Annotated in this window: 23 protein-coding genes and 1 tRNA gene; 15 read left to right on the forward strand and 9 right to left on the reverse strand. The window is 58.0% G+C overall.

Annotation, left to right across the window (positions count from 1 at the left end):
- Position 1: 1 nt before the first annotated feature.
- Entirely contained in the window at positions 2 to 757 is a 756-nt protein-coding gene (locus AC0IXH_RS02615; RefSeq protein ID WP_471719893.1) for a gluconate 2-dehydrogenase subunit 3 family protein, read from the reverse strand.
- Positions 758 to 975: 218 nt separating this feature from the next.
- Here AC0IXH_RS02615 and AC0IXH_RS02620 point away from each other — a divergent pair, with 218 nt between their 5' ends.
- Together AC0IXH_RS02620 and AC0IXH_RS02625 are read left to right on the forward strand one after the other, a co-directional pair.
- Positions 976 to 2,034 (forward strand): FUSC family protein, encoded by a 1,059-nt coding sequence (locus AC0IXH_RS02620; protein WP_013202900.1) that lies wholly within the window; start codon positions 976 to 978, stop codon positions 2,032 to 2,034.
- A gap of 155 nt (positions 2,035 to 2,189) precedes the next feature.
- Positions 2,190 to 2,510 carry a DUF496 family protein gene (locus AC0IXH_RS02625; protein WP_013202899.1) on the forward strand — a complete coding sequence of 107 codons (321 nt, stop codon included), beginning with the start codon at positions 2,190 to 2,192 and terminating at the stop codon, positions 2,508 to 2,510.
- Between the two features lie 28 nt (positions 2,511 to 2,538).
- Here the strand turns inward: AC0IXH_RS02625 and AC0IXH_RS02630 are convergent, their stop codons facing one another.
- Positions 2,539 to 3,609 (reverse strand): LacI family DNA-binding transcriptional regulator, encoded by a 1,071-nt coding sequence (locus AC0IXH_RS02630; RefSeq protein WP_471719894.1) that lies wholly within the window; start codon positions 3,607 to 3,609, stop codon positions 2,539 to 2,541.
- Positions 3,610 to 3,782: 173 nt separating this feature from the next.
- Between AC0IXH_RS02630 and AC0IXH_RS02635 the strand changes: the two genes are divergently transcribed.
- The 6 genes from AC0IXH_RS02635 (at position 3,783) to AC0IXH_RS02660 (ending at position 9,032) form a co-directional block, all read left to right on the forward strand.
- Complete coding sequence (locus AC0IXH_RS02635; RefSeq protein WP_013202897.1) at positions 3,783 to 5,219, forward strand: EmmdR/YeeO family multidrug/toxin efflux MATE transporter; 1,437 nt, start codon at positions 3,783 to 3,785, stop codon at positions 5,217 to 5,219.
- A gap of 28 nt (positions 5,220 to 5,247) precedes the next feature.
- On the forward strand, positions 5,248 to 6,477 hold the full coding sequence (locus tag AC0IXH_RS02640; protein ID WP_471719895.1) for an MFS transporter: 1,230 nt from the start codon (positions 5,248 to 5,250) through the stop codon (positions 6,475 to 6,477).
- 152 nt (positions 6,478 to 6,629) lie between these two features.
- Entirely contained in the window at positions 6,630 to 7,511 is an 882-nt protein-coding gene (locus AC0IXH_RS02645; protein ID WP_471719896.1) for a siderophore-interacting protein, read from the forward strand.
- A 13-nt stretch (positions 7,512 to 7,524) separates the two neighbouring features.
- Positions 7,525 to 8,181 (forward strand): DUF998 domain-containing protein, encoded by a 657-nt coding sequence (locus AC0IXH_RS02650; protein ID WP_471719897.1) that lies wholly within the window; start codon positions 7,525 to 7,527, stop codon positions 8,179 to 8,181.
- A 260-nt stretch (positions 8,182 to 8,441) separates the two neighbouring features.
- Positions 8,442 to 8,699 (forward strand): AbrB/MazE/SpoVT family DNA-binding domain-containing protein, encoded by a 258-nt coding sequence (locus tag AC0IXH_RS02655; RefSeq protein ID WP_013202892.1) that lies wholly within the window; start codon positions 8,442 to 8,444, stop codon positions 8,697 to 8,699.
- Positions 8,700 to 9,032, forward strand: coding sequence for a type II toxin-antitoxin system PemK/MazF family toxin (locus AC0IXH_RS02660; protein ID WP_134824528.1), 333 nt, complete (start codon positions 8,700 to 8,702; stop codon positions 9,030 to 9,032). It abuts the gene before it with no gap.
- Between the two features lie 54 nt (positions 9,033 to 9,086).
- On the opposite strand, the gene AC0IXH_RS02665 is transcribed toward AC0IXH_RS02660, so the two are convergent.
- A tRNA-Asn gene (locus AC0IXH_RS02665) sits at positions 9,087 to 9,162 on the reverse strand.
- A gap of 291 nt (positions 9,163 to 9,453) precedes the next feature.
- Between AC0IXH_RS02665 and AC0IXH_RS02670 the strand changes: the two genes are divergently transcribed.
- Positions 9,454 to 10,575, forward strand: coding sequence for a Gfo/Idh/MocA family protein (locus AC0IXH_RS02670; RefSeq protein WP_013202890.1), 1,122 nt, complete (start codon positions 9,454 to 9,456; stop codon positions 10,573 to 10,575).
- A 240-nt stretch (positions 10,576 to 10,815) separates the two neighbouring features.
- Here AC0IXH_RS02670 and AC0IXH_RS02675 read toward each other — a convergent pair whose 3' ends face one another.
- On the reverse strand, positions 10,816 to 11,124 hold the full coding sequence (locus AC0IXH_RS02675) for an ArsR/SmtB family transcription factor (RefSeq protein WP_013202889.1): 309 nt from the start codon (positions 11,122 to 11,124) through the stop codon (positions 10,816 to 10,818).
- Positions 11,125 to 11,345: 221 nt separating this feature from the next.
- On the opposite strand from AC0IXH_RS02675, the gene fusA reads away from it, so the two are divergent.
- The 6 genes from fusA to AC0IXH_RS02705 all read left to right on the forward strand — a co-directional run bounded on the left by fusA (position 11,346) and on the right by AC0IXH_RS02705 (position 18,900).
- The gene (fusA, locus tag AC0IXH_RS02680; protein WP_471719898.1) at positions 11,346 to 13,451 is read left to right on the forward strand and encodes an elongation factor G; all 2,106 of its coding nucleotides are present in this window, start codon (positions 11,346 to 11,348) and stop codon (positions 13,449 to 13,451) included.
- 433 nt (positions 13,452 to 13,884) lie between these two features.
- Entirely contained in the window at positions 13,885 to 15,000 is a 1,116-nt protein-coding gene (locus AC0IXH_RS02685; RefSeq protein WP_013202887.1) for a branched-chain amino acid ABC transporter substrate-binding protein, read from the forward strand.
- A 103-nt stretch (positions 15,001 to 15,103) separates the two neighbouring features.
- On the forward strand, positions 15,104 to 16,018 hold the full coding sequence (locus tag AC0IXH_RS02690) for an ABC transporter permease subunit (RefSeq protein ID WP_013202886.1): 915 nt from the start codon (positions 15,104 to 15,106) through the stop codon (positions 16,016 to 16,018).
- Positions 16,019 to 16,028: 10 nt separating this feature from the next.
- Entirely contained in the window at positions 16,029 to 17,315 is a 1,287-nt protein-coding gene (livM, locus tag AC0IXH_RS02695) for a high-affinity branched-chain amino acid ABC transporter permease LivM (protein ID WP_471721110.1), read from the forward strand.
- On the forward strand, positions 17,312 to 18,187 hold the full coding sequence (locus tag AC0IXH_RS02700) for an ABC transporter ATP-binding protein (RefSeq protein ID WP_346566649.1): 876 nt from the start codon (positions 17,312 to 17,314) through the stop codon (positions 18,185 to 18,187). The genes livM and AC0IXH_RS02700 overlap by 4 nt, the downstream gene beginning before the upstream one ends.
- Positions 18,184 to 18,900: an ABC transporter ATP-binding protein gene (locus tag AC0IXH_RS02705; protein ID WP_134824524.1), complete on the forward strand. Its 717-nt coding sequence runs from the start codon at positions 18,184 to 18,186 to the stop codon at positions 18,898 to 18,900. Before AC0IXH_RS02700 ends, AC0IXH_RS02705 begins: the two co-directional genes overlap by 4 nt.
- Before the next feature lie 131 nt (positions 18,901 to 19,031).
- Here the strand turns inward: AC0IXH_RS02705 and AC0IXH_RS02710 are convergent, their stop codons facing one another.
- From AC0IXH_RS02710 to AC0IXH_RS02730, 5 genes are all read right to left on the reverse strand, one after another.
- Positions 19,032 to 20,492 carry an AMP nucleosidase gene (locus AC0IXH_RS02710; protein WP_471719899.1) on the reverse strand — a complete coding sequence of 487 codons (1,461 nt, stop codon included), beginning with the start codon at positions 20,490 to 20,492 and terminating at the stop codon, positions 19,032 to 19,034.
- A 100-nt stretch (positions 20,493 to 20,592) separates the two neighbouring features.
- Positions 20,593 to 21,378: a FadR/GntR family transcriptional regulator gene (locus AC0IXH_RS02715; RefSeq protein WP_013202880.1), complete on the reverse strand. Its 786-nt coding sequence runs from the start codon at positions 21,376 to 21,378 to the stop codon at positions 20,593 to 20,595.
- Between the two features lie 13 nt (positions 21,379 to 21,391).
- Positions 21,392 to 22,165, reverse strand: a complete 774-nt coding sequence (locus tag AC0IXH_RS02720) for an ATP-binding cassette domain-containing protein (protein ID WP_013202879.1) — start codon at positions 22,163 to 22,165, stop codon at positions 21,392 to 21,394.
- Positions 22,165 to 23,946, reverse strand: coding sequence for a dipeptide/oligopeptide/nickel ABC transporter permease/ATP-binding protein (locus AC0IXH_RS02725; protein WP_455864871.1), 1,782 nt, complete (start codon positions 23,944 to 23,946; stop codon positions 22,165 to 22,167). The genes AC0IXH_RS02720 and AC0IXH_RS02725 overlap by 1 nt, the downstream gene beginning before the upstream one ends.
- Positions 23,943 to 24,890, reverse strand: a complete 948-nt coding sequence (locus AC0IXH_RS02730; RefSeq protein WP_471719900.1) for an ABC transporter permease — start codon at positions 24,888 to 24,890, stop codon at positions 23,943 to 23,945. Before AC0IXH_RS02730 ends, AC0IXH_RS02725 begins: the two co-directional genes overlap by 4 nt.
- Between the last annotated feature and the right edge of the window lie 17 nt (positions 24,891 to 24,907).

Genomic DNA, 24,907 nt, shown 5'->3' on the forward strand with positions numbered 1-24,907 from the left:
ATCAGGATCCTTTTTTCTGGGTTGGCAGGTCGGCAATGCTCACCGGTTGCAGCTTCAGGTCCTGGTTATGGCGGCTAATGTAGTCGCGATAATCATAACGTGCACCTGGGAAGCCCAGCATCTTCCAGGAAACCATGTCTTTGTTGCCGCCATAAATTGGATCGGCGAAGAAGCCTTCCATGGCGTTGGTCAGCACCTGAGCAAAGAATGAGGCGCTGTCGTAACCGTCCAGCGCAATCTTGCCGTTTTCCAGGCCATGCAGGATGTCGTCCTGCTGCTCGGCAGTCAGGTCTTTAAAGGCTTTCTGCTGGCTGGTCTGGCAATATTTGTTGAGGGCGGCAATGCCCAGGCGATAACGCTGACGGGGCACCAACGGGGACTGATCGCCCTGTTCCGGAACGCCTTTTTCAAACGGGCCTTCCATATACAGGCGTTCAAAGGTGCCGTAAAAACCGTGCAGCTGGCGATCGATAAACACGGTACACCCGGCTTCTTTACCGCCCATGCTCAGCTCATCGGCCGGGATTAAGCGGTCAACGATGGCGTCTATCGTTGCGGCTTCTTCCTCTGTGAAAAACAGCAGGGCAGTGGAATCAAAGGTTTCGGGTGGGTTGTTTGAAAAAGGTGTCCAGCCTGGGGCACCGGTAAGGGTGACGGCTTTGGCAACGCCGGTGGCGGTAGCCGCTATCGCGCCGGTCGACCATGTCAAAACCTGCCGCCGGGTGACCCCAGGCTGCGTTGAAGTGGGTTTGCGCATTGAGCTTCCTATTGTTCCAGTCTGTAAAGTTATATCTAAAGTGTAAAAATATGAGCAAGACGACAGTATTATGTATAACAGATGTTGTCGTTTTGTTAATTAGTGTTATTCCTTAAAAGATGTAAGGAAATTCCTCACTAAAAATAGTGCAGAATCAATTACGGCGCTTTTTTCGATCGGGTATGATGCCCAGCTTCAACTGTTATCAGGAGAACTGTGTGCGCCCGGACAAGCCGTTATCGGCCTTCGAATTCACGCTTTACCGCAACTATCGCACCGTGCATGGCATTCGAATTGCGCTGGCATTTGTGCTGACCTTTTTGCTGGTGCGGCTGCTGGAGATCCCGGAAGGGACCTGGCCGCTGATCACGCTGGTGGTGGTGATGGGCCCCATTTCATCCTGGGGAAACGTTTTTCCCCGTGCGCTGCAGCGTATCGGCGGCACCATCTTTGGCTCGGTCTCCGGGCTGATTGCCCTCAAGCTTGAAGTGATTTCCCTGCCGGGAATGCTGGTGTGGTGCACCATCGTGATGTTCCTGTGCGGCTTTCTGACGCTGGGCAAACACCCTTACATGGCGCTGCTGATCGGCATCACGCTGGCGGTGATTTGCGGCGCGCCGCCGGGCGATCTGACTACCGCGTTATGGCGCGGTGGCGATGTGATCTTCGGTTCGCTGCTGGCACTGCTGTTTACCAGCATTTATCCGCAGAAAGCCTATACCCACTGGCGCATCAAGCTCTCGGATTCGCTGCTTGAAACTGCCAAAATCTATCACGCCGGTTTCTCGCCGAACCTGGTGGAGAAGCCCCGGCTGACGCGGCCTTTGCAGCGATTGTTAACCGGCGTCGTCAAAATGCGCTCGCTGATTGAGCCGTCCAGCAAAGAAACCAAAATTCCCAAATCGGTGTTTGAAGGTATCCAGACGCTGAACCGCAATATGGTCTGTACCCTTGAGCTGCAGCTGAATGCCTGGTGGAACTCGCGCGAGAGCCATCTGATCATGCTGAACGCCCCGGCGCTGCGTCATACCCAGGAAATGACCGAGAACACGCTACGCAAACTGTCGAAAGCCATTGTCGAAGGCAATACGGACAAAATTGCGGCTTACAGTGGTGAGCTGGCGGAAGTCAGCCGCGAACTGCGGCAGCTGATCAAGGAATATGACAGCGACGAGCGGGTGGAGACGGCGATCCACGGCTACGTCTGGCTGAGCCTGGAAATGGCGGGGCAGCTGGAAAGACTGTCTGATTTAATGCGGCTGGTCTTGCGTAAATAAGCGATATGCAACAACTTACTGCGGGAAACAGTCGTTCGCGCTAAGATAGGGCCCGACTCTACAATTTCAAAATTGCCTTCGGCCGCGGTGAGCCGCTAAGCTGAGTGCTACGATAATGACGCCTGTGCGAACAGGCCTAAATGAAAGGTGTCTTCATGGAAAATGCAAAGCAATCATTTCAGGACGTGCTGGAGTTCGTGCGGATGTTCCGTCGTAAGAACAAGCTGCAGCGCGAAATTCACGATAACGAAAAGAAAATTCGTGATAACCAGAAGCGTGTCTTGCTGCTCGATAACCTTGGCGAATACATCAAACCGGGCATGAGCATTGAAGCCATCCAGGAAATCATTGGCAGCATGCGCAGCGACTACGAAGATCGTGTTGATGACTACATCATCAAAAATGCCGATCTGTCGAAAGAGCGTCGTGACCTGTCGAAGAAATTGAAAGCGATGGGCGAGCCTAAACCGCAGTAAGGTTTAGCGATTCAGACTTCAGGGGCGATCATCGATCGCCCTTTGTTTTTTCTGCAGGTTGTTGACGCTTTCCGCTCATCGCCTGTGCATTTACCCGCTGTTGCGGCGGCGCGGCGGTGGTTTCCCGGATCATTAACCGGGTGGCAAACGGCCGCATCAGCGCCGGACTCTGCTCCTCATTGAGCGTCTGCACCAACCAGTCCACGCTGCGCTCACCCAGCTGCTTGATATCCTGACGGACCGTGGTCAACGGCGGTTGATACCATGCGCTCTCGGCCGTGTCGTCGTAGCCCACCACCGAAATCTCCGCAGGGATCTGCAATCCCGCCTGATGCAACGCCCGCAGCGCACCTAACGCCATCTGATCGTTAGCGACCAGCAGGGCGGTCGGCAGGGCACTGCCAAAGAGAGAAAGGGTGGCCTGATAGCCTGATTCGGCGCTCCAGTCCCCGGTCAGTTCACGGTGCGGCGTAAGCTGATTTTCTGCTAATACCCTAAGCCAGGTTTGATGACGCGAGGCGGCCGCCACCGACGCTTTCGGCCCATTCAGCAGCGCAATCTCCCGATGTCCCAACGCCAGCAGGTGTTCAATGCCCTGGCGGGCGCCGGTTTCTGCACTGTACTGGCAGGCCGGCACCGGCGCATCATCCGGGACATCGAGAAACAGGCCCGGAAGAGGGCGGGTGAGTGCGGCAATGTGACTGGCGCTGGCATTATCCAGCGGCAGGTTAACCAGTAATGCATCCACGCGCTGGGCCAGCAATTCCTGCACCGCCACGTCGGCTCCTTTCGCGCCAGACATGGCGATCACCAGTCGGTAACCCAACGCGGTGGCACGCTGCTGAATCGCCGACGCCATTTGCGCCGGGGCCAGCAGCGCCAGATCGCTGGTGGCCAGACCCAGCGTGCGCGAGTGTTTCCCGGCCAACTGCTGCGCCACGCGGTTGGGAACATAGTTCAGCGCCACCATCGCCGCTTCCACTTTCAGCCGGGTCTTTTCCGCCACGCTGGCAGAATGGTTCAGCACGCGGGAAACCGTCTGGTAAGAGACTCCTGCGGCAGCGGCAACATCATCCAGCGTAACGGAACGGGGCTTCATGGCTTTCTCCTGAAAATCGTCGCGGCAGTTTAGCAATAAAGCCTGAAGACAGCGGAAACTTCTTTGACCGCTGACCGCCTTTTTGTGCAGCGCGAAAAAAAAGACTTTGCATAATAGTCAGCCTTTTACCATCATCAATCAGGACTACTTACCTCTTCCTGGCTGGAACTACCTTGCAAAACTTCAGAGTCTCTCTGCTGCAGGCGATCAAAAATACGGCGTGGTATCCCAAAAGACATTCCTACCGAGTTTTATTCTGGCGAGAAATCACCCCGCTGGCCGTGCCGATCTTCTTCGAGAACCTTTGCGTCCTGCTAATGGGGGTGCTCAGCACCTTCCTGGTGAGCTGGCTGGGCAAAGAGGCGATGGCGGGAGTGGGGCTGGCAGACAGCTTCAATATGGTGATTATCTCCTTCTTCGCCGCCATCGATCTCGGTACCACCGTGGTAGTGGCCTTCAGCCTTGGGAAACTCAATCGCGAACGGGCGGAAGCGGCAGCCAGACAATCGCTGGTGCTGATGACGCTGTTTGCCGTGTTGCTGGCGCTGCTGATCGAGTTCTTTGGCGTACAGATTATTGATGTGATTGCCGGCAGTGCCGAACCGGCGGTGAAAGCGCTGGCGTTGGATTACCTGACCATCAGCGCCTGGAGTTATCCCGCAGCGGCCATCGCGCTGATTGGCTGTGGCGCACTGCGCGGCGCAGGCAACACTAAAATTCCAATGCTGATCAACGGCGGAATGAACATTCTGAATATCGTGATCAGTACCGCACTGATTTACGGCTGCTTTGGCTGGAAAGGGCTGGGCTTCGATGGCGCGGCCGTCGGCTTAACCATCTCGCGCTATATCGGCGCGCTGGCGGTGATTTACGTGCTGATGATCGGCTTCAACCCGCGTTTAAAAATCACCCTGAAAAGCTACTTCACGCGCCTCAATACCAGCATCCTGATGGAAGTGCTGGGGATTGGCGTGCCGGCCAGTATTGAATCGGTGCTGTTTAACGGCGGCAAGCTGCTGACGCAAATCTTTGTCGCCGGGATGGGCACCGACGTTATCGCCGGTAACTTTATCGCCTTCTCGATTGCCTCGATGATTAACCTGCCGGGGAACTCGCTGGGGTCGGCCTCCACCATCATTGTTGGAACGCGATTAGGCCGGGGCCAGCTGCTGCAGCCGGAACGTCAGCTCCGGCATATCTTCTGGCTATCCACCATTGGCTTATGTTTACTGGCGGCGATAACGGTGCCGTTCGCCGGCATCCTCGCGTCGTTCTACACCAAGGATCCCGATGTCATCCACGTGGTGAAAATCCTGGTCTGGCTTAACGCGGCGTTTATGCCTTTCTGGGCGGCCTCGTGGGTCTTGCCCGCCGGGTTGAAAGGGGCGCGCGATGCGCGATTCACCATGTGGATCTCGCTGTTGGGCATGTGGGGCGCCCGCATCGTGGCCGGTTACACGCTCGGTGTGGTATTGGGATTCGGCGTGGTGGGCATCTGGCTCGGCATGTTTATGGACTGGATTGTGCGTGGCTTCTTCTTCTATCGCCGTCTGAACAGCGGCCGCTGGTTGTGGAAATACAAAAAGCCGGCAGTGTCATCTGCTCAGTAAAATAAAAATATTCAGGTAAAAAATCGCTATGCGTTCTTCTGCACCCGCCAGGGCGGATTCCCTGTTTCAACACCGTTCTTTCGTCGCATTCTGGCTGGCCCGCACCACCTCCAGCTTCGGTTTCCAGATGCTCTCCATTGCGGTGGGCTGGCAGATCTATTCGATCACCGGCCGTGCCTGGGATCTGGGCCTGATTGGCCTGGTGCAGTTTCTGCCGGCGGTTCTGCTGGCCTTGCCCGCAGGCCACGTCGCCGACCAGTTCGATCGCCGCCGGGTGGTGCTTTTCGGCCAGCTCACCGAGTGGATTGCCATTGCGGTGCTGGCGGGACTGACGCTGGCACACAAAAGCGATGAGGTGATAATCCTCGGGCTGGTGTTCATTATCTCGGTGGCCAGAACGCTGGAAGCGCCGTCGTTACAGTCGATGCTGCCCGCGCTGGTGCCGCCGGCGATGCTGGCCCGCGCAACGGCTGCCAATGGCGCCTCGATGCAGACCGCCTCGATGCTCGGCCCGGCGCTGGGTGGCTTCCTGTATGTTGCCGGCCCGGGCGTGGTGTATCTCACGGCCGGGCTGCTCTATCTGATTTCAATCGTGATGGTCAGCCGTCTGCGTTATGAGCATGCGCCACCGAAAAGGACGCCCGCGACCTTTGAGAGCGTCTTTGCGGGCGTGCGCTTTATCCGCAACCGGCCGGATGTACTGGGCGTGATCTCGCTGGATCTTTTTGCGGTGCTGCTGGGGGGCGCAACGGCGCTGTTGCCGATCTTCGCCAAGGATATCCTGCATACCGGTCCCTGGGGGCTGGGATTACTGCGCGGTGCGCCAGCGGTGGGTGGATTGCTGGTGGGCTTCTGGCTCAGCCGCCGCACTTTAGAGCGCAACGTCGGCATGACGATGTTTGCTGCCGTGGCCGGATTTGGCGTCGCCACGCTGATTTTTGCCCTGTCGAAAGAGCTGTGGCTGTCGATTCTGGCGCTGTTCGCGTTGGGCGGATTTGATATGGTCAGCGTGGTGATCCGTGGCTCGCTGGTGCAGCTGGATACCCCTGACGAGATGCGCGGGCGCGTCAGTGCGGTTAACTCGATCTTTATCAACACCTCAAACCAGCTTGGCGAGTTTGAGTCCGGCATGCTAGCGGCCTGGCTTGGTGCGGCGCCAGCGGCGGCGGTCGGCGGGATTGGTACGCTGATCGTGGTGGGGCTGTGGATGGTGTGGTTCCCAGGCCTGCGTCGCCGTCAGCGCCTGCACAACGACTGAATTGTTAGCAATGTGCTGCACGGGAGGTAAAGGGATGTTAAGGGTTGAAATCATTTTCATCTTTTAAATGATAATGATTATCGTTATATTGCGATGCTGAACGCCGCCAGACGGCTGAAACATCGCAATAACTTCCCTGAAGGAGCAGCACAATGGCCGCGGGTTACCGGATTTTCAACGTTACGCTCAAACAACGCATTCAGGTTACGCCTTCCTTACTGCGTTGCGTGTTCACCGGCGACGATGTGCTGGAGATGAAGCATGAATCCCCCGATCAGCGCATCAAGCTGCTGTTCGCGGGCGAGGATGGCACCTGTCCGGCGATGCCGGTCAGCGAAGGCTGGTATCAGGATTATCTGGCATTGCCAAAGCCGCAGCGCCCGGTCATGCGCACCTATACGCTGCGGGAACTGCGCCGCGAGCAGAAAGAGATGGACGTGGAGTTCGTGCTGCACGGCGAAACCGGTCCTGCCTCGCGCTGGGCGATGCATGCGGGCACCGGCGCTAAGATGCAGATTGTTGCACCGAATGCGGCCTCTGCGGATGACAGCGGCGGCTATGAATGGATTTGGCATGAGGGTATCCAACAGGCGTTGCTGATTGCCGATGAAACCGCGGTGCCAGCGGCGGTGAGCATTCTGGAACAGCTGGCAACGCTGGCTGAGCCGCCAAAGGTGCAGGCATTCTTTGAAGTTCCGCATATCACCGATGCTCAGCAGCAAGATTTTCCTTTTGCTGAAATTCACTGGCTGGGGCGCGAGGATCACCCACAGGGCACCTTGCTGATGAAGGCGATTCGCGATCATCTGACCCTTCCAGACGGCGCGCGCGTCGCGGAGCAGTGGCTGGAAAACAAAAGCCTGATTGAAGATGGCATCTGGGAGCGTGCGGAAGGCAAGCACGGATTTAACGCCTGGGTGGCCGCCGAATCGGGCGTGGTCAAAAAACTGCGCCACTGCCTGATTGATGAGTTCCAGCTGGACCGTGAAGTGGTGAACTTTATGGCATACTGGACGCTGGGTCGGGGCCGCTAATCACCGGAAGCAGATGAATTCACGACAGCTTGCAACCAAATTGGGCGCACTCAGTTTTGCACTGGGTGGCCTGTTATATCTGTTGGCCGAAAAAGTCGCCTCTCGCGCCTGGACCACCCCACCGTACTTCTTCAGTCAAAACTACATCAGCGATTTGGGCATTGCGCAGTGCGGCGTATTGCCTGATGGCCGTGATGTCTGCTCGCCGCTCCACGCGGTGATGAACAGTGGCTTCGCGGCGGAAGGCGTGCTTTTCTTCCTCGCCTGTCTGTTACTCCGATCAAACTTCACTGGCGCGGGCCAAAAAGGCTTTTTGCTGACCGGCTTGTTGCATGGCATCGGCGGGGTAGTGATTGCGCTCTTTCACAGCGGCTCAGAAGCCAGTGGATTTACCGTACATCAGGCTGGCGCGATCATGGCGATCGGCGGAGGAAATCTCTGTTTGATCACCGTCGGCGGGTTGCTGCGACAGCAAAAGGACCTGCGCGATTACAGCGTATTGAGTCTGGTGCTCGGCTGTATCGGCCTGCTCAGCATGTTTCTGATCCCCCTCAACGTGCTGCCAACCGGCATTATCGAAAGGGCCTCTGTGTATCCCATTACTTTCTGGCAGATTTTTACCGGCGTGATGTTACTGGTGAAAAGCTGGGGCGTGCGAGGTGAGGGATAAGCACTTAACCGCGCGGTGATCTCTCTCCGGCGCAGGCCAGATCCCGAACCTGCGCCGCATTTTATTTATCTGATTCGAGATAATTCTTTGAGCTGCCTGAATAGTCTTCTTTAATCGGCCTGTCTGACGTGAAGTCCGTACCTGCCTGCACGAAAACCTTCACGCTGAGTCCAACTAAGGAAATCACAATGATTCTGGCTGAAAACTGTGCACCGCCTGCCATTAATGTTATATTAAAATATAATATCAGGAGGCGCTCTATGTATATCACTCGTCTGAAAAAGGTTGGCGGATCCGTCATGCTGGCGGTTCCTCCGGCCGTGTTAAAAACGTTGGCGTTGTCGACAGAAAGCGAAGTGGGCATGACCATTAAAAATGGCTGCCTGATTATTGAACCGCAGAAACGGCCCCGTTATTCGCTTGAGGAGCTGCTGGCACAGTGCGATCCGCAGGCTGAAATGAGCGAAGAAGATCGGGAATGGATGGATACGCCTGTGGCAGGCAAGGAGGTCCTGTAAATGGAGAGAGGGGAAATCTGGCTCGTTTCACTGGATCCGACAGCGGGACATGAACAACGTGGGACTCGTCCGGTACTCATTGTATCTCCCGCCGCATTTAACCGGGTCACTCAGTTACCTGTCGTCGTTCCCATTACCCGAAATGGAAACTTCGCCCGCACAGCGGGGTTTACCGTATCACTGGATGGAGCAGGAACTACAACAACGGGTGTGATTCGCTGCGATCAGCCGAGAACCATTGATATGAGTGCCCGGCACGGTGAGAGACTGGAACGTCTGCCCGATGATGTTGTTAATGAAGTGCTGGCCAGACTGGAAGCTATTCTTAATTAAGCTTTTAAGCATGAAAAAGCCCGCTCAGGTTTCCCTGAGCGGGCTTCTCGAATTTGGCTCCTCTGACTGGACTCGAACCAGTGACATACGGATTAACAGTCCGCCGTTCTACCGACTGAACTACAGAGGAATTGTTGGAACGGGGCGCATAATATCTAGCGGGCGGGGGTATGTCAAAGCCTGATTTGCGATTTTGTTCTGACTGCTGAATAAAGCAGCATTTTATCGAAATTTCCGCAGGTTGGCGGCGTTCAGCGCGGTGCAAAGGTTGCGTAACGCCCCGCAAGGCTTTTCTTTGTTGCAGCACCCGTTGCAGTCCATTTCGTCAGAATGATCACGTTTATTTCATTTTCACGTTGTGATGCGTAATTATGAAATATACATTCCATGCATTCGCATCGCTAACCTGCAAGGAACATGTATGGAAAAGGTCAGAATTGGACTGATTGGTACCGGTTATATCGGACGTTGTCACGCAATTGCCTACGCACAGGCATCAACCGTCTTCGCATTGAAAGGCGAGATAGTGCGGGAGATGGTGGCGGAGGTGAATCCGGAGGTAGCGAAGAAGCAGGCTGCGTTACTGGGCTTTACGCGTTCAACGGGTGACTGGCGCGAGCTGGTGGCCGATCCCAATATCGATGTGGTGGACATCTGCGCACCGAATTTCCTGCATAAAGAGATGGCGCTGGAAGCCATCCGTCACGGCAAGCATGTTTATTCCGAAAAACCGTTGGCGCTGGATGTGGCCGACGCCGAAGAGATGGTGCGGGCAGCCGAAGCGGCGGGCGTGAAAACGCTGGTTGGCTTCAACTATATGAAAAACCCGACCAGCCAGCTGGCGCAGGAAATCATTGCCCGTGGCGAAATTGGTGACGTCATCCATTTTTATGGCACCCATAACGAAGACTACCTGGCTAACCCTGATACGCCGCTGGACTGGCACTGCCAGAAAGCGCTGGCCGGGCTGGGCGCACTGGGCGACCTTGCCGCGCATATCGTCAACATGGCGCATTTCCTGGTGGGCAACATCAGCGAGGTGTCCGGCGACATGCTGACGGTGATCAAACAGCGCCCGGACCCGAAAGATCCGTCGCAGCTGCGCGATGTGGAGAACGAAGACCAGGCCAGCGCGCTGTTGCGTTTTGCCAATGGCGCGCACGGGGTGATTGAAACCTCACGCATTGCCTGCGGCAGCAAAATGGGGCTGACCTACGTGGTGACCGGCACCAAAGGGACCATCCGCTATACCCAGGAGCGCATGGCCGAACTGGAGCTGTATATCCATGACGATCCGGCTGGCCGTCAGGGTTTCAAAACCATTCTGACCGGTCCTGCACACCCGGATTATGCCAACTTCTGTATCTCAGCGGGGCATGGCATTGGCTTTAACGATCAGAAAACGGTGGAGATTCGCGACCTGATTAACGGCATTGCCGCCAACGACCGCATGTGGCCGGATTTTGCTGAGGGATTACAGGTGTCGAAAGTACTGGAAGCGATCGCCGTGTCCGCGCTGGAACGTCGCTGGATGACGGTCTGAGTCTGAGTGGCTAGTTCCGCGCTGGAACGCCGTTGGATGACGGTCTGAATCTGAGTGGCAAGTTCCGCACTGGAACGCCGCTGGATGACGGTCTGAGCAATCAATCTGCGGGCTGAACCAGGCCCGCAGTTGCCGCGCAGGGACGCGCTGACTTAAGGTTGGACTCACGCTTCACCGACGCTAACGCAATGCTCAGCTACAGCTGAATCACCGCGTCACTGACGCTGGCTCAACGCTTTGCTAACGCTGGCTCTCCATGGCGGCCAGTAAGGACTCCAGCAGCCCAGGGAAACGGGCTTCTAAATCTTCCCTTCTCAGCGACAGTAAATTCTCCCGCCCGTTTGGCCGTTGCCAAATCACGCCACTTTCCCGCAACACGCGCCAGTGGTGGGTCATGGTGGATTTCGCCAGCCCCTGCAGAAGGGTGCCGCAGGCCTGTTCACCCTGATTAGCCAGGATCCTCACCACTTCCATTCGGAGCGGATTGCCCAACGCAAAAAGCACGTTTTCCAGGCGAATCTGTTGAGGTTCAGGGTGGTTGGCAATCATAACTGTCCTTTTGTTCGGGGAGAAAGGCGCGCAGAGAACGCGGCGGCTACTATACCTGAAGGCCAAAACCTGCGCGACCTGCCGATCATCAGTTTAGTCGATGGCTTTAATAGTTCGAATATACTCGTACAGTTGTACTATTATTATCGCACTATAAACCCGCTTTAATGCTGGCCGGGTGCTGCCAGCCTGAAGCCTGTCCCTGTGACTAAGGAACTCTTATGCCCCGAACAATCCCTCTCGCTCGCTACCGTAACATCGGTATTTCAGCCCATATTGATGCCGGTAAAACCACCACCACCGAGCGCATCCTCTTTTATACCGGCATGAGTCATCGGCTGGGTGAAGTGCATGATGGCGCTGCGACGACGGACTGGATGGCGCAGGAGCAGGAACGTGGAATTACCATTACTTCAGCTGCGGTAAGCTGTTTCTGGCCCGGCATGGATCGCACCTTTGAACCGCACCGCATCAACATTATTGATACGCCCGGCCACGTCGATTTCACCATTGAAGTGGAGCGATCAATGCGCGTGTTGGATGGCGCGGTGATGGTGTATGACTCGGTGGGTGGCGTGCAGCCGCAGTCGGAAACGGTCTGGCGGCAGGCGAACAAGTATCGCGTTCCCCGGCTGGCGTTCGTCAATAAAATGGATCGCCAGGGTGCGGACTACTTCCGCGTGGTGCAGATGATGATCGACCGGCTGAAAGCCAATCCGGTGCCGATCGTCATTCCGATTGGCAGCGAAGAGAACTTCCGTGGGGTGATCGACCTGAACAAAATGCGCGCCATCTTCTGGGATGACGAAAGCCAGGGCATGACCTTTAGCTATCAGCCGATCCCGGAAGAGCTTCTGAGCACGGCGCAGTTATGGCGTGAAAAAATGGTCGCCGCCGCCGCTGAAGCCAGCGATACGCTGATGGAAAAGTATCTGCAGGACGGCGACCTCAGTGAAGAAGAGGTGATAGCCGGTCTGCGCCAGCGCACCATTAACGGCGAAATCCAGCCGATGCTGTGCGGCAGCGCGTTCAAGAACAAAGGCGTGCAGCGCATGTTGGATGCGGTGGTTGAACTGATGCCTTCGCCGCTGGATATTCCGCCGGTGAAAGGGCTGGACGAGAAGGGCAACGAGGTTGAACGCCGTGCTGATGACGAGGAAAAATTCTCGGCGCTGGCGTTCAAACTGATGACCGATCCCTTTGTCGGTCAGCTGACCTTTGTCCGCGTCTATTCCGGCGTACTGCGCAAAGGCGACAGCGTCTACAACCCGATTAAGGGCAAAAAGGAGCGCATTGGCCGAATCGTGCAGATGCATGCCAACGCGCGGCATGAAGTCGACGAGATCCGCGCCGGTGATATTGCCGCCTGCGTCGGGCTGAAAGAGGTGACAACCGGAGAAACGTTAAGCGATCCGGATGCGGTGATTACGCTTGAACGAATGGAGTTTCCTGAACCGGTTATTTCGCTGGCGATTGAACCGAAAACCAAAAGCGATCAGGAAAAAATGGGCCTGGCATTGCAGCGACTGGCGTCGGAAGATCCCTCGTTCCGTCTGCACACCGATGAAGAGTCAGGCCAGACCATTATCTCCGGGATGGGTGAGCTACATCTGGAAATCATCGTTGACCGCATGAAGCGTGAGTTCGGCGTCGACGCCAATATCGGCCGGCCGCAGGTGACCTACCGTGAAACTCTCCGCGCCACGGCGAAAGAGGTGGAAGGCAAGTTTGTGCGCCAGTCGGGCGGTAAAGGCCAGTACGGTCATGTGGTGCTGACGCTGGAACCGCAGGAAGGCGGTAAAGGCTTTGCCTTTGAGGATGCGACCAAGGGTGGCGTGGTGCCGCGCGAATATATTCCTTCCGTCGAGAAGGGCGTTCGTGAGGCGATGAATAACGGTATCCTGGCGGGTTATCCGCTGGTGGATATTAAGGCCACGCTGACCTTTGGTTCTTATCACGAAGTGGATTCGTCAGAGATGGCGTTTCGCATGGCGGCGATATTTGCCTTTAAAGCGGCGGCCCGTCAGGCCAAACCGGTGATCCTTGAGCCGGTGATGAAGGTGGAAGTGGAAACGCCGGAGGATTACGCCGGTAACGTGATGGGCGATCTGTCGTCCCGTCGCGGGCTGGTGCAGGGCATGGATGAACTGCTGGGCAGCCGGGTGATCCACGCCGAAGTGCCGCTGTCGGAGATGTTTGGCTACTCGACTACGTTGCGATCGATGTCGCAAGGTCGTGCCACCTACAGCATGGAGTTTCACCATTATGCAGAAGCGCCACGCAATGTGGCGGATGGCATTATCGCCGCACGCGGCGGTAAGGCTTAACCGGAGAACGGGAGCGTAAGCTCCCGTTTTTCTTCACTCTGCCAGCTTCCTCACATTCACAGCAAAAATTCCCGCCACGAGTTGATCGGCCCCGCAATTTTGCACCAGCGCAGTGCGCAGCGTGCCAACAGTGCAGCTATGTTTACGTTTCTGGCCGGTCCGGAAACCGCGCGTCCCAGTCTGCCTGGTCATGGCAAACAGTTTTCCCGATAACCCCTAAACGCCGCTGATGAACGGGCTGTAACATCGGATTGCACCGTGTTACCTCTCATATCTGAAAGAAATCAGCGGTTTCATGGCGAAATGGCGGGAATATTGCTTAATCAACCTTAGCCGCTCGCGGCCCACTCGCTTATCAGGATATCGACCCATCATTGCTGTTTCCCACGCCGCCCGACGGCGTATGGATCTGAACCGTGCTGAGGAATACCGAATGTCTTTGAAATTAAATAAGTTATCGCTTCAGGTTGTGATTGCTGCTTGTTTAAGTACCGCGCTGTATGCGCACGCGGATGTGATGATTGGGGTGGCAGGTCCGTTCACCGGCCCGAACGCCACTTACGGTGCGCAATACTGGAAAGGAGCCTCGCAGGCCGCAGCCGACATCAATGCGGCGGGCGGGATCAAGGGTGAAAAAATCGTACTGGTGCAGGGCGATGACGCCTGCGAACCGAAGCAGGCCGTCGCGGTCGCCAACCGTCTGGTGGACGAATCGAAAGTCTCAGCGGTGGTTGGCCACTTCTGCTCGTCCTCCACCATGCCAGCCTCGGTGGTGTATGACGATGCGGGCGTGCTCACCATCACCCCAGGCTCCACCAACCCACAAATCACTGAACGCGGCCAGAAAGACATGTTCCGCATGTGCGGACGTGACGATCAGCAAGGTGCCGTCGCCGCCAACTATATGCTGGACGTGCTGAAAGCGAAGAAAATCGCGGTGATCCACGACAAAGATACCTACGGCCAGGGCCTGGCGGATGCCACCAAAGCCGCGCTGGAAAAACGCGGCACCAAAGAGGTGCTGTACGAAGGTCTGACCCGTGGCGAGAAAGACTTTAATGCGCTGGTGACTAAAATCGGCGCGCTGAAACCCGACGTGGTGTACTTCGGCGGCTGTCACCCGGAAGCGGGTCCGCTGGTTCGTCAGATGCGTGAGCAGGGCGTGCAGGCCAAATTCTTTTCCGGCGACTGCATCGTGACGGAAGAGTTGGTGACTGCCGCCGGTGGGCCGCAGTTTACCGACGGCGTGCTGATGACCTTCGGTAACGATCCGCGCACCATCCCGGCTGGCAAGCCGGTGATTGATAAATTCCGCGCCGGCGGCTTCGAGCCGGAAGGTTACACCCTGTATGCCTATGCCTCCATCCAGGCCATTGCCGCCGCCTATAACGGTGCGGGTAAAGACAATGCCAAAGCCAGCGAATGGCTGAAGTCGCATACCGTCGACACGGTAATGGGCCCGAAATCCTGGGATGGCAAAGGCGACCTGAAAGTCTCGGATTACGTGGTCTACAAGTGGGATGACAAAGGCAAATATCACCAGCTCTGATTCGCTGCACTACCTCCAGCCTGCCTGACCGGCAGGACGTCGCAACAGCTAAGCCGGCGCGGACGCGATCCGCGGCGGCTTACCCCAGGCGAGACGGGACACAATGGAAGCATTCTTTCTGCAACAGCTGATTAATGGGCTGACGCTGGGGGCCGTGTACGGCCTGATCGCCATCGGCTACACCATGGTTTACGGCATTATCGGTATGATTAACTTTGCTCACGGCGAAGTGTATATGATCTCCGCTTACCTCTGCGCCATCGGTCTGGCGCTGCTCGCCTCTTTCGGCATTCACTCCTTCCCGCTGCTGATCTTCGGCACGCTGGTGTTCACCATCGTGGTCACCGGCGTTTACGGCTGGGCGATTGAACGGGTGGCTTACCGGCCACTGCGCAACTCAACCCGTCTGGCACCGTTAATCTCAGCCATCGGCATGTCGCTGATTTTGCAAAACTACGTGCAACTCAGCCAGGGACCAAACCAGCAGGGCATTCCGACCATGCTCACCGGGGTGCTGCGTTTTGACGTCGGCGACGGCATCGTGCAAATCACCTGGACCAAAGTCTTTATCCTGATCGCCGCGTTCCTTGGCATGGCCATCCTCACCTGGATCATCCAGTACACGCGGCTGGGACGCATCTGCCGCGCCACGCAGCAGGATCGACGCATGGCCTCTATCCTCGGTATCAATACCGATCGGGTGATCTCGCTGGTGTTTGTGATTGGCGCGGCGATGGCCGGACTGGCGGGCGTGCTGGTGACAATGAACTACGGCACCTTCGATTTCTACGCCGGATTTATTATCGGCATCAAGGCCTTTACCGCAGCGGTGCTGGGCGGGATCGGTTCTCTGCCTGGCGCGATGCTGGGTGGCCTGCTGTTGGGCATCGCGGAAGCGCAGTTCGCCGGCATGGTGAACTCCGATTACAAAGACGTGTTCTCTTTTGGGCTGCTGGTGGTGATTTTGATTTTCCGCCCGCAGGGTTTACTGGGTCGTCCGCTGGTGACCAAGGTTTAGGGAGTTAATGATGACGGATGCTTCTCTTAAGCCGGGCCTGAATATAAAACAAAGCCTGATTGATACGGTCCTGGCCGGGCTCTGTGCGCTGGTGGTGTTTGGTCCGATAGTTGGCATTGTGCTGAAGGGCTACAGCTACGATTTGTCGCCGCAGCGGGTGGCGGTGCTGGTGGGCGTGGTGATGGCGGGGAAGCTGCTGCTGAGCCTGACGCTGCAAAGCACCACCGGCCGTAAATTTGTTGCCCGTTTTGAAGGGGCTGACGATGGCGTCTACGTGCGGCCAGCGGATTACCGCAGCCGGATGCGCTGGATCATTCCGCTGCTGCTGGTGCTGGGCATGCTGTTCCCGTTTATTGCAACAAAGTATCTGCTAACCGTGGCGATTCTGGGCCTGATCTACGTGCTGCTCGGCCTCGGGCTGAATATTGTGGTGGGGCTGGCGGGCCTGCTGGACCTGGGATATGTGGCGTTCTACGCCATCGGTGCCTATGGCCTGGCGTTGGGCTATCAGTACCTTGGGCTGGGCTTCTGGGCGATGCTGCCGCTGGGTGCGGTGATGGCGGCGCTGGCCGGGGCATTGCTGGGTTTTCCGGTGCTGCGTATGCACGGCGATTATCTGGCGATTGTGACGCTGGGCTTTGGCGAGATTATCCGGCTGGTACTCACCAACTGGGTGAGCTTCACCGGTGGGCCAAACGGCGTCTCGGTGCCTTCACCGACCTTTTTCGGCCTGGAGTTTGGGCGCCGGGCGAAGGACGGCGGCGTACCGATCCACGAGTTTCTGAATATCACCTATAACCCCAACCTGAAGTTTATTTTTATCTACACGGTGCTGATTTTGGTGGTGGTGCTGGTGCTGTTTATTAAGCATCGCCTGACCCGCATGCCGATTGGCCGGGCGTGGGAAGCGCTGCGTGAAGATGAGATTGCCTGCCGCGCGATGGGGCTGAACCATGTTTTGGTCAAACTCTCGGCGTTTATGATGGGCGCATCCACCGCCGGGATTGCCGGGGTGTTCTTCGCCACCTATCAGGGCTTTGTTAACCCGACCTCGTTTACCTTCTTTGAGTCCGCGCTGATCCTCGCCATCGTGGTGCTGGGCGGTATGGGTTCCACCCTTGGCGTGGTGCTGGCGGCCTTTGTGCTGACCGTGGCCCCTGAGCTTTTACGCAGCTTTGCCGAATACCGGGTGCTGCTGTTTGGCGTGCTGATGGTGCTGATGATGATCTGGCGGCCGCGAGGCCTGGTCCGCACCAGCCGCGTCGGGGTGCCAACACGAAAAGGAGTGGCGCCATGAGCGACAGCATCCTGCGTGTTGAACATCTGATGATGCACTTTGGCGGCATCAAGGCGCTGAATGATGTCAATCTGGACGTCGAGCGCGGCTCAATAACCGCCTTAATCGGGCCGAACGGCGCGGGAAAAACAACGGTGTTTAACTGCCTGACCGGGTTTTATCAGGCCACCGGCGGCTCGATTGTGCTGAACGCGCAGTCGCGGATGACCGATGTGATCCAGGTGCTGGGGCAGAAGATCCGCCCGGCGGACTTCATTAATCCCGCGCGCCTCGGTTCCCGCATCTACTACAAAATGTTTGGCGGCACGCACCTGGTCAACCGGGCCGGACTGGCGCGTACCTTCCAGAATATCCGCCTGTTCCGCGAAATGTCGGTGGTCGAGAACCTGCTGGTGGCGCAACACATGCAGGCCAACCGCAATCTGCTGGCCGGGATCCTGAATACGCCCGGTTACCGTCGGGCGGAAAATCAGGCGCTGGACCGCGCCTTTTACTGGCTGGAGGTGGTGAACCTGGTGGATTGTGCCAACCGGCTGGCGGGAACGCTCTCTTATGGCCAGCAGCGGCGGCTGGAGATTGCCCGCGCGATGTGCACCGGGCCCGAGATGATCTGTCTGGACGAACCCGCTGCCGGGCTCAATCCGGTGGAAACGCAGGCGCTGAGTAAAATCGTGCGTTTTCTGCGTCAGCAACATGGCGTGACGGTGCTACTGATTGAGCATGATATGGGCATGGTGATGGAGATATCCGACCATGTGATCGTGCTGGACCACGGCGATGTGATTGCGCGCGGCACACCCAGCGAGATCCAGACCAACGTCAGTGTCATCGCGGCGTATCTGGGTGCAGACGAAGAGGAGATCGCCGGATGAGCCAGCCGATGTTGGAGTTCCGCAAGGTGAACGTGTTTTACGGCCCGATTCAGGCGCTGAAGGAGATTTCGCTGACGGTCAACGAAGGCGAAACCGTCTCGCTGATCGGCGCCAACGGCGCGGGCAAGTCAACGCTGCTGATGTCGATATTTGGCCAGCCGCGGATTGCCGCCGGACAGATCCTCTATCGCGGCGAGGATATCAGCCACAAATCCACCCACTTTATCGCCAGCAACGGCATTGCGCAGGCGCCTGAAGGACGACGCATCTTCCCCGATATGACGGTGGAGGAGAACCTGCTGATGGGCACCATCCCGATCGGCAGCCGTTACCAACATGAAGATAAAGCGCGGATGTATGACCTGTTTCCCCGACTGGAGGAACGCCGCAGCCAGCGCGCGATGACGCTGTCGGGCGGCGAACAGCAGATGCTGGCCATCGCCCGGGCGCTGATGAGCCGGCCGAAATTACTGCTGCTGGATGAACCCAGCCTGGGACTGGCACCGATTGTGGTGAAGCAGATTTTCCAGATCCTGCGCGAGCTAACGCAAGGCGGCATGACGCTGTTTCTGGTGGAGCAGAACGCCAACCATGCGCTTAAGCTGTCGGATCGGGCGTATGTGATGGTTAACGGGCAGATTCGCCTGAGCGGCAGCGGGCAGGAGCTGTTGGTCAATCCAGAGGTCAGAAGCGCCTATCTGGGTGGGACATAACGGGGAGATCACGGGGCGATGACGGGAGAGGGGACCGGTCTGGCTGCCCTGCATTCGCGGCGCTTTAACCGGAAGTCATCATTCAGCCGCGGCATGTCTGCCACGGCTGTTTTCTTTCCGCCTGGTATAACCTAGCGGAACGGCGGCTCGTTGAAGGTGCGTAACTTACGCGAGTGCAGCTTGTCGCCTTCCGCCCGCAGTAAATCAATGGCACAGATACCAATTTGCAGGTGCTCGGAAATCGCCCCTTCATAGAAGCGGTTGGCCTGGCCCGGCAGCTTGATTTCGCCGTGCAGCGGCTTATCGGAAACGCAAAGCAGCGTGCCGTAAGGGACGCGGAAGCGATAACCCTGCGCGGCGATGGTGGCGCTTTCCATATCCACCGCAACCGCGCGGCTGAGGTTAAAGCGCAGCGCCGAGGCGGAATAGCGCAACTCCCAGTTACGGTCGTCGGTAGTGACTACGGTGCCGGTACGCAGACGCTGTTTCACCAGGTCGCCCGGCATGCCGCTGACATGCTTGGTGGCGTCATACAGCGCGCGCTGCACTTCGGCAATGCTCGGCACCGGGATATCCGGCGGCAGCACCGCGTCCAGCACATGGTCATCACGCAGGTAAGCATGCGCCAGCACGTAATCGCCGATGCTCTGGCTTTCGCGCAGGCCGCCACAGTGACCAATCATCAGCCAGGTGTGCGGACGCAGCACCGCCAGATGATCGCAAATGGTTTTGGCATTCGACGGGCCCACGCCGATATTGATCAGCGTAATGCCCTGACCATTTTTAGCAATCAGATGCCAGGCAGGCATCTGGTGGTTCTTCCAGGCCAGGCCGGAAATCGCTTCCTGTGGGTTTGGCGTCTCGGCGGTGACGAAAATGCTGCCGGCGCAGGACAGGGCTTCATAAGGCGACGCCGGATCGGCGATCTGCTCACAGCCCCAACGCACAAACTCGTCGACATAGCGGGTGTAGTTGGTGAACAGCACATAGGACTGGAAATGCTCAACCGGCGTGCCGGTATAGTGACGCAGCCTGGCCAGTGAGAAGTCGGTGCGCAGCGCATCGAAATGCGACAGCGGGAACTCTTCACCCGGCTGATACAGGCCATCGGCATTTTCATCGCCAATCTGCGCCAGCTCGGTAGTGGGGAAATGCTTGGCCAGCCCGGCGCTCATGGTGCGATCGAGGCCGAGGTTCGAACCGTCAATCACGTACGGGAAGGGGATTTCCTGCTTTGACGGTTTCACTTCCAGCGTGACCGGATATTCCCCGGTAAGCATTTCCAGCTGTTCCGAAAGGTAGTGACGGGCCAGCGCCGGGCGGGTCACGGTGGTGGCATAGCTTCCCGGACGGGTGAAGCGGCCAAAGGCACGGGTCAGCCGGCGACCGGATTCATCGCCGGCCCAGCTGACGCGCAGTTCAGGATAGACAAACAGTCCATTCGCGCGAGCCGACTCTTCCGGCAATTTTCCGCTGCTGATATAGGTGTTGATGGCGGTACGCAGGGCGGTTACGGCCTCTTCATACAGGGCATCAAGTTTGTCCAGCGCCTCGGCGACGGACAACCCCTTGGGGGCAGAAGGCTGAGTCATGGTATCTCCCTGGTCGGTGTTTCACGTTAACTTCACAGCATGGTAGCTGAAATTAGCGCAGGCCGCCTCGGGAGAAGCTAATCTGCTGAGCAACTTAAGATTATTCGCGATCGGCAGCAGGCTTTTCACTCAAAAACCGCTCTTCCAGCGTCGCTTCCAGCGTCAGCATGGCGTTCTCCGCATGCTGCATATGCTCGGTCATGATCCGGTCGACTTCACCGGCATCCTTGCGGCGCAAGGCCTCAATCAGGCGATACTGATACTCAATGCCCGCGCGGCGGTTGACCGGCTCAGGGCGCTGATAAATGTCTTTGCACACCGCCAGATCCTTTAGCAACCGCTGCAAAAAGTGACAGAGAAACGCCAGCAGCACGTTGTCGGAATAACTGGCCACCACGCCATGAAAATCCAGCTCGGCCATGCGCTGGTTCCAGCGCTCCTGCTCGTCAGCGGGTTCATGATCGTAGATTTTTATCAGCGTATGCAGCTGCTCAAATCCGGCGGCATCAATATTGTCGATGGCGCTGACCGCTACCAGTGGCTCAAGGGCTTTGCGCAGGGCATAGATATTGGCGATGGAAAGCTCGCGGGTGAACAGGTAGTTCGACAGCAGGCTCATCGCGCGGTTGTCGCTCATGGATTCAATAAACGCACCGCCGCCTGGGCCGGTTTTGGTGCGGATCAGCCCCTGAACTTCCAGCGATTTTAACGCTTCGCGCACGGTACTTTTCCCGGCAGCAAAACGGCTGGCGAGATCCTTTTCCTGCGGCAGGCGATCGCCGGGCAGCAGGTTATCGCGCACGATGCTCTCTTTGATCGCATCGACAATTTCATCGGTCCGCTTGCGACGGACGGGGTCCGCCTGCGGGATTTTTTCGGCATTCATCGCATTATGTCCTTTACAGCCGGGGCGCGCTGGCCAGCAGCGTTTGGGTATAACTGTGCTGAGGAGAGGCAAACAACACCTCGTTCGGTGCGCATTCTACCAAATCTCCGCGATACATCACCGCCACCCGATCGGCGATGGATTCCACCACGGCCAGGTCGTGGCTGATAAACAGGTAGGAGAGGCCGAACTGCGTTTTCAGCTGGTCCAGCAGCAGCAACACCTGCGCCTGCACCGAGACGTCCAGCGCGCTGACCGGCTCGTCGAGCACCAGAATCCGTGCTTCCGCCGCCAGCGCGCGGGCGATGGCCAGACGCTGTGCCTGGCCGCCTGAAAATTCATGCGGATAGCCGAGCAGGGCATCGGCGGGCATCTGTACCGCTTCCATCAGTTCCAGCATGCGGGTTTTGCGCCGTGCGGCAGAATATCCGCAGAGATGGCTGAGCGGGATCGCCAGGATATCGGCAATGGTTTTGCGCGGGTTTAGCGACGCCACCGGATCCTGAAACACATACTGAATGGTGCGGCCCGACGCTTTCGCCTGCTGCGGGCGCGGCTGGCCCATCAATTCGATGCTGCCGGAGGTCGGCGTTTCCAGGCCGACCAGCATTCTGGCCAGGGTGCTTTTGCCCGAGCCGCTTTCACCCACCACCGCCAGCGTTTCCCCGGCGGCAAGGTGCAGCGATACCCCTTTAACAGCGTGCACCTGGTGGTCACCGGCCGCGAACCAACGGCCTTTACGGCCAAAGGTTTTCACCAGATTTTTCACTTCAATCACGTTGCTCATCATCCCTCCTTCACGGTGGCGGGATACAATCCGGCGACCTGCTGCAAAAATTGACGTCCCTGGCCCAGTTTCGGCACGCTGGCAATCAGCCGGCGGGTGTAGTCGTGCTGCGGATGATCCAGCACCTGCTGCGTATCGCCGGTTTCGACGATTTCACCAAAACGCATCACCGCGACCCGGTCGCAAATCTGCGCAATAACGCCAAAATCATGGGTGATAAACAGCAGCGTCAGGCCCCGTTCACGGCGTAAACGTTGCAGCAGCTCCAGAATGCGGGCCTGCACGGTGACGTCCAGCGCGGTGGTGGGCTCATCGGCGATAATGATGTCCGGATCGTTAGCCAGCGCCATCGCAATTCCCACCCGCTGGCGCTGTCCGCCGGAAAGCTGATGCGGATAGGCATGAAAACGCGGCGCCGCGTCCTGGATGCCAACGCTGGTCAGCAACTCCAGCGCTTTGGCCTTCGCAGCGGCGGAGGTTAACGGCTGGTGGGCCTGAATGGCTTCAATCAGCTGGCTGCCAATGCTCATCTGCGGATGCAGCGTGGTCAGCGGATCCTGGAAGATATAGGCCACCCGCGCGCCACGACGCTGCTGCAACGTTTTTTGCGGCAGTGACAGCATCTCTTCACCCGCGACATAAATCGCGCCGCCGGTAATTTCGCCCGGCGGGGAAGCCACCAGGCCCATCACCGACAGCGCGGTCACGCTTTTGCCGGAGCCACTTTCGCCAATCAGGCCAAGGCATTCGCCGCGCTTAACGTGAAAGCTGATGCCGCGAACGGCGGGCTGGAACTGGCTGCCGGAACGGAAGCTCACCGCCAGGTCGACCACTTCCAGTAACGCCGCCTCGCCCTGGGTGGCGGCCGGGATGGCCGGTCGGGTAACGCGGGTCACCGCTCTGGCTCTGAGCAAGACGCCGGACTTCAGACGCGGATCCAGCACATCGCGGATGCCATCGCCCAGCAGGTTAAAGCTCATCACCAGCAGAAAAATCATCACCCCTGGCACCACCGAAACGTGCGGCGCGCTAAACATCTGCGCGCGGCCCTGGCCGAGCATCGAGCCTAAATCCGCCGCCGGCGGTTGCGTGCCCAGCCCGAGGAACGACAGGCCGGCGGTTTCAAGGATCATCCAGCCGACGGTGGTGGACAGGGTGATGACAATCACCGGCAACACGTTGGGCAGCACCTCGGTGAACAGGATCTGCGTATGGTTTTTGCCGGACAGCCGCGCCGCCTGCACAAAATCACGCTGGCGCAGGCCGACGGTCAGGCCACGGATATTACGGGCAAAGAACGGAATGTTGACCACGGCGATAGCGTACAGCGCGTTAAGCAGACCCGGGCCGAGCACCGCCACAATCACCAGCGCTAACAGGATGTAGGGAAACGCCATCAGCATATCGATAAAGCGCATCAGCAGGCTGTCGGCCTTGCCGCCAGCGTAGCCGGCAATCAGCCCAATCAGCGTGCCGAAAAAGGCCGCCAGCAGGGTGGCGCTGATGCCGACCGCCAGCGAAACCCGGGTGCCCCACACCAGCCTGGACAGCACATCCCGGCCCAGCGGATCGGTGCCTAACAGGTGGCCGGGTGACAACGGCGGCAGCAGGCGCTTCAGTAAATCGGTGGCATCCGGATCGGCCAGCGGCAGCAGCGGGGCACAGAGTGCGGCCAGCGCGGAAAGGGTCAGAATAATCAGCCCGAGGGTTGCCAGCCGGTTAGCCAGCAGCAGCGACCAGGCTGAACGGCGCTGACGCGTCGGTGAGAGTGTCTCGCTCATGATTTTAACCTCGGGTCGAGAAGCGCCTGCAGGATATCGGCACACAGGTTGATCAACACATAGGCGCAGGCCGCGACCAGTACGCCGCCCTGCACCAGCAGCAGATCGCGGGTGGAAACGGCGTTGACCAGCATGGCGCCAAGGCCCGGCCACTGGAAGACGGTTTCGATATACACCGCGCCGCCCAGCACAAATCCGGCCTGAATGCCGATCACCGGGATCACCGACACCAGCGCCATACGGAAAGCGTGGCCATAGATCACCTTGCGCTCGGACAATCCTTTGGCGCGCGCGGTGCGGATAAAGTCCTGACGCAGCACTTCCAGCATCGCGGTGCGGGTCAGGCGGGCAATCACGCCGGTGGCGACAATCGCCAGCGTTACGGCGGGCATCGCCAGGTGCTGCAACAGATCCAGCCAGCCGCCACCGCCCCAAATGGCATACATACCCGAGGCCGGGAACCATTGCAGCTGGACCGCAAACAGCATAATCATCACCAGGCCAATCCAGAATGACGGCAGCGAAATGCCGATCAGCACCAGCAGGGTAATCAGCCGGTCACCCCAGCCGAACTGCCTTACCGCTGAGACAATCCCCGCCAGCAAGCCCAACACCGTGCTGATTAACAGCGCGCTTCCGCCGAGGATCAGCGTGTTGCCGAGGCGCTGCATCACTTCATCAATCACCGGGCGATTAAGCACATAGGATCGGCCAAAGTTCCCGTGCAGCATATTGCCGACCCAAATCAGATACTGCTGCCACAGCGGCTTGTTCAGCCCCAGCTCCTGATTGATGCGCGCGACATTTTCCGGGGTAGCCCAGGCGCCCAGTAACGCCTGCGCCGGGTTGCCGGGGATCATCGCCATAATCACAAACACAATCAGCGACAGGCCGATAAACACCGGCACGGTTGATAACAGCCTTTTTAACAGGTAGCTCCACATAACCACGCTCCGCTCTG

It is taken from the genome of Erwinia sp. AC075 (assembly GCF_979253995.1).

Coding starts and splice junctions, on each gene's coding strand:
- AC0IXH_RS02650 (WP_471719897.1), top strand. CDS start 7,525: ATGAATTCACGACAGCTTGCAACCAAATTGGGCGCACTCAGTTTTGCA.
- AC0IXH_RS02700 (WP_346566649.1), top strand. CDS start 17,312: ATGAGCGACAGCATCCTGCGTGTTGAACATCTGATGATGCACTTTGGC.
- AC0IXH_RS02715 (WP_013202880.1), bottom strand. CDS start 21,378: ATGAATGCCGAAAAAATCCCGCAGGCGGACCCCGTCCGTCGCAAGCGG.
- AC0IXH_RS02660 (WP_134824528.1), top strand. CDS start 8,700: ATGGAGAGAGGGGAAATCTGGCTCGTTTCACTGGATCCGACAGCGGGA.
- AC0IXH_RS02675 (WP_013202889.1), bottom strand. CDS start 11,124: ATGATTGCCAACCACCCTGAACCTCAACAGATTCGCCTGGAAAACGTG.
- AC0IXH_RS02640 (WP_471719895.1), top strand. CDS start 5,248: ATGCGTTCTTCTGCACCCGCCAGGGCGGATTCCCTGTTTCAACACCGT.
- AC0IXH_RS02685 (WP_013202887.1), top strand. CDS start 13,885: ATGTCTTTGAAATTAAATAAGTTATCGCTTCAGGTTGTGATTGCTGCT.
- AC0IXH_RS02720 (WP_013202879.1), bottom strand. CDS start 22,165: ATGAGCAACGTGATTGAAGTGAAAAATCTGGTGAAAACCTTTGGCCGT.
- AC0IXH_RS02705 (WP_134824524.1), top strand. CDS start 18,184: ATGAGCCAGCCGATGTTGGAGTTCCGCAAGGTGAACGTGTTTTACGGC.
- AC0IXH_RS02710 (WP_471719899.1), bottom strand. CDS start 20,492: ATGACTCAGCCTTCTGCCCCCAAGGGGTTGTCCGTCGCCGAGGCGCTG.
- AC0IXH_RS02670 (WP_013202890.1), top strand. CDS start 9,454: ATGGAAAAGGTCAGAATTGGACTGATTGGTACCGGTTATATCGGACGT.
- AC0IXH_RS02655 (WP_013202892.1), top strand. CDS start 8,442: ATGTATATCACTCGTCTGAAAAAGGTTGGCGGATCCGTCATGCTGGCG.
- AC0IXH_RS02625 (WP_013202899.1), top strand. CDS start 2,190: ATGGAAAATGCAAAGCAATCATTTCAGGACGTGCTGGAGTTCGTGCGG.
- livM (WP_471721110.1), top strand. CDS start 16,029: ATGACGGATGCTTCTCTTAAGCCGGGCCTGAATATAAAACAAAGCCTG.
- fusA (WP_471719898.1), top strand. CDS start 11,346: ATGCCCCGAACAATCCCTCTCGCTCGCTACCGTAACATCGGTATTTCA.
- AC0IXH_RS02690 (WP_013202886.1), top strand. CDS start 15,104: ATGGAAGCATTCTTTCTGCAACAGCTGATTAATGGGCTGACGCTGGGG.
- AC0IXH_RS02645 (WP_471719896.1), top strand. CDS start 6,630: ATGGCCGCGGGTTACCGGATTTTCAACGTTACGCTCAAACAACGCATT.
- AC0IXH_RS02725 (WP_455864871.1), bottom strand. CDS start 23,946: ATGAGCGAGACACTCTCACCGACGCGTCAGCGCCGTTCAGCCTGGTCG.
- AC0IXH_RS02730 (WP_471719900.1), bottom strand. CDS start 24,890: ATGTGGAGCTACCTGTTAAAAAGGCTGTTATCAACCGTGCCGGTGTTT.
- AC0IXH_RS02615 (WP_471719893.1), bottom strand. CDS start 757: ATGCGCAAACCCACTTCAACGCAGCCTGGGGTCACCCGGCGGCAGGTT.
- AC0IXH_RS02630 (WP_471719894.1), bottom strand. CDS start 3,609: ATGAAGCCCCGTTCCGTTACGCTGGATGATGTTGCCGCTGCCGCAGGA.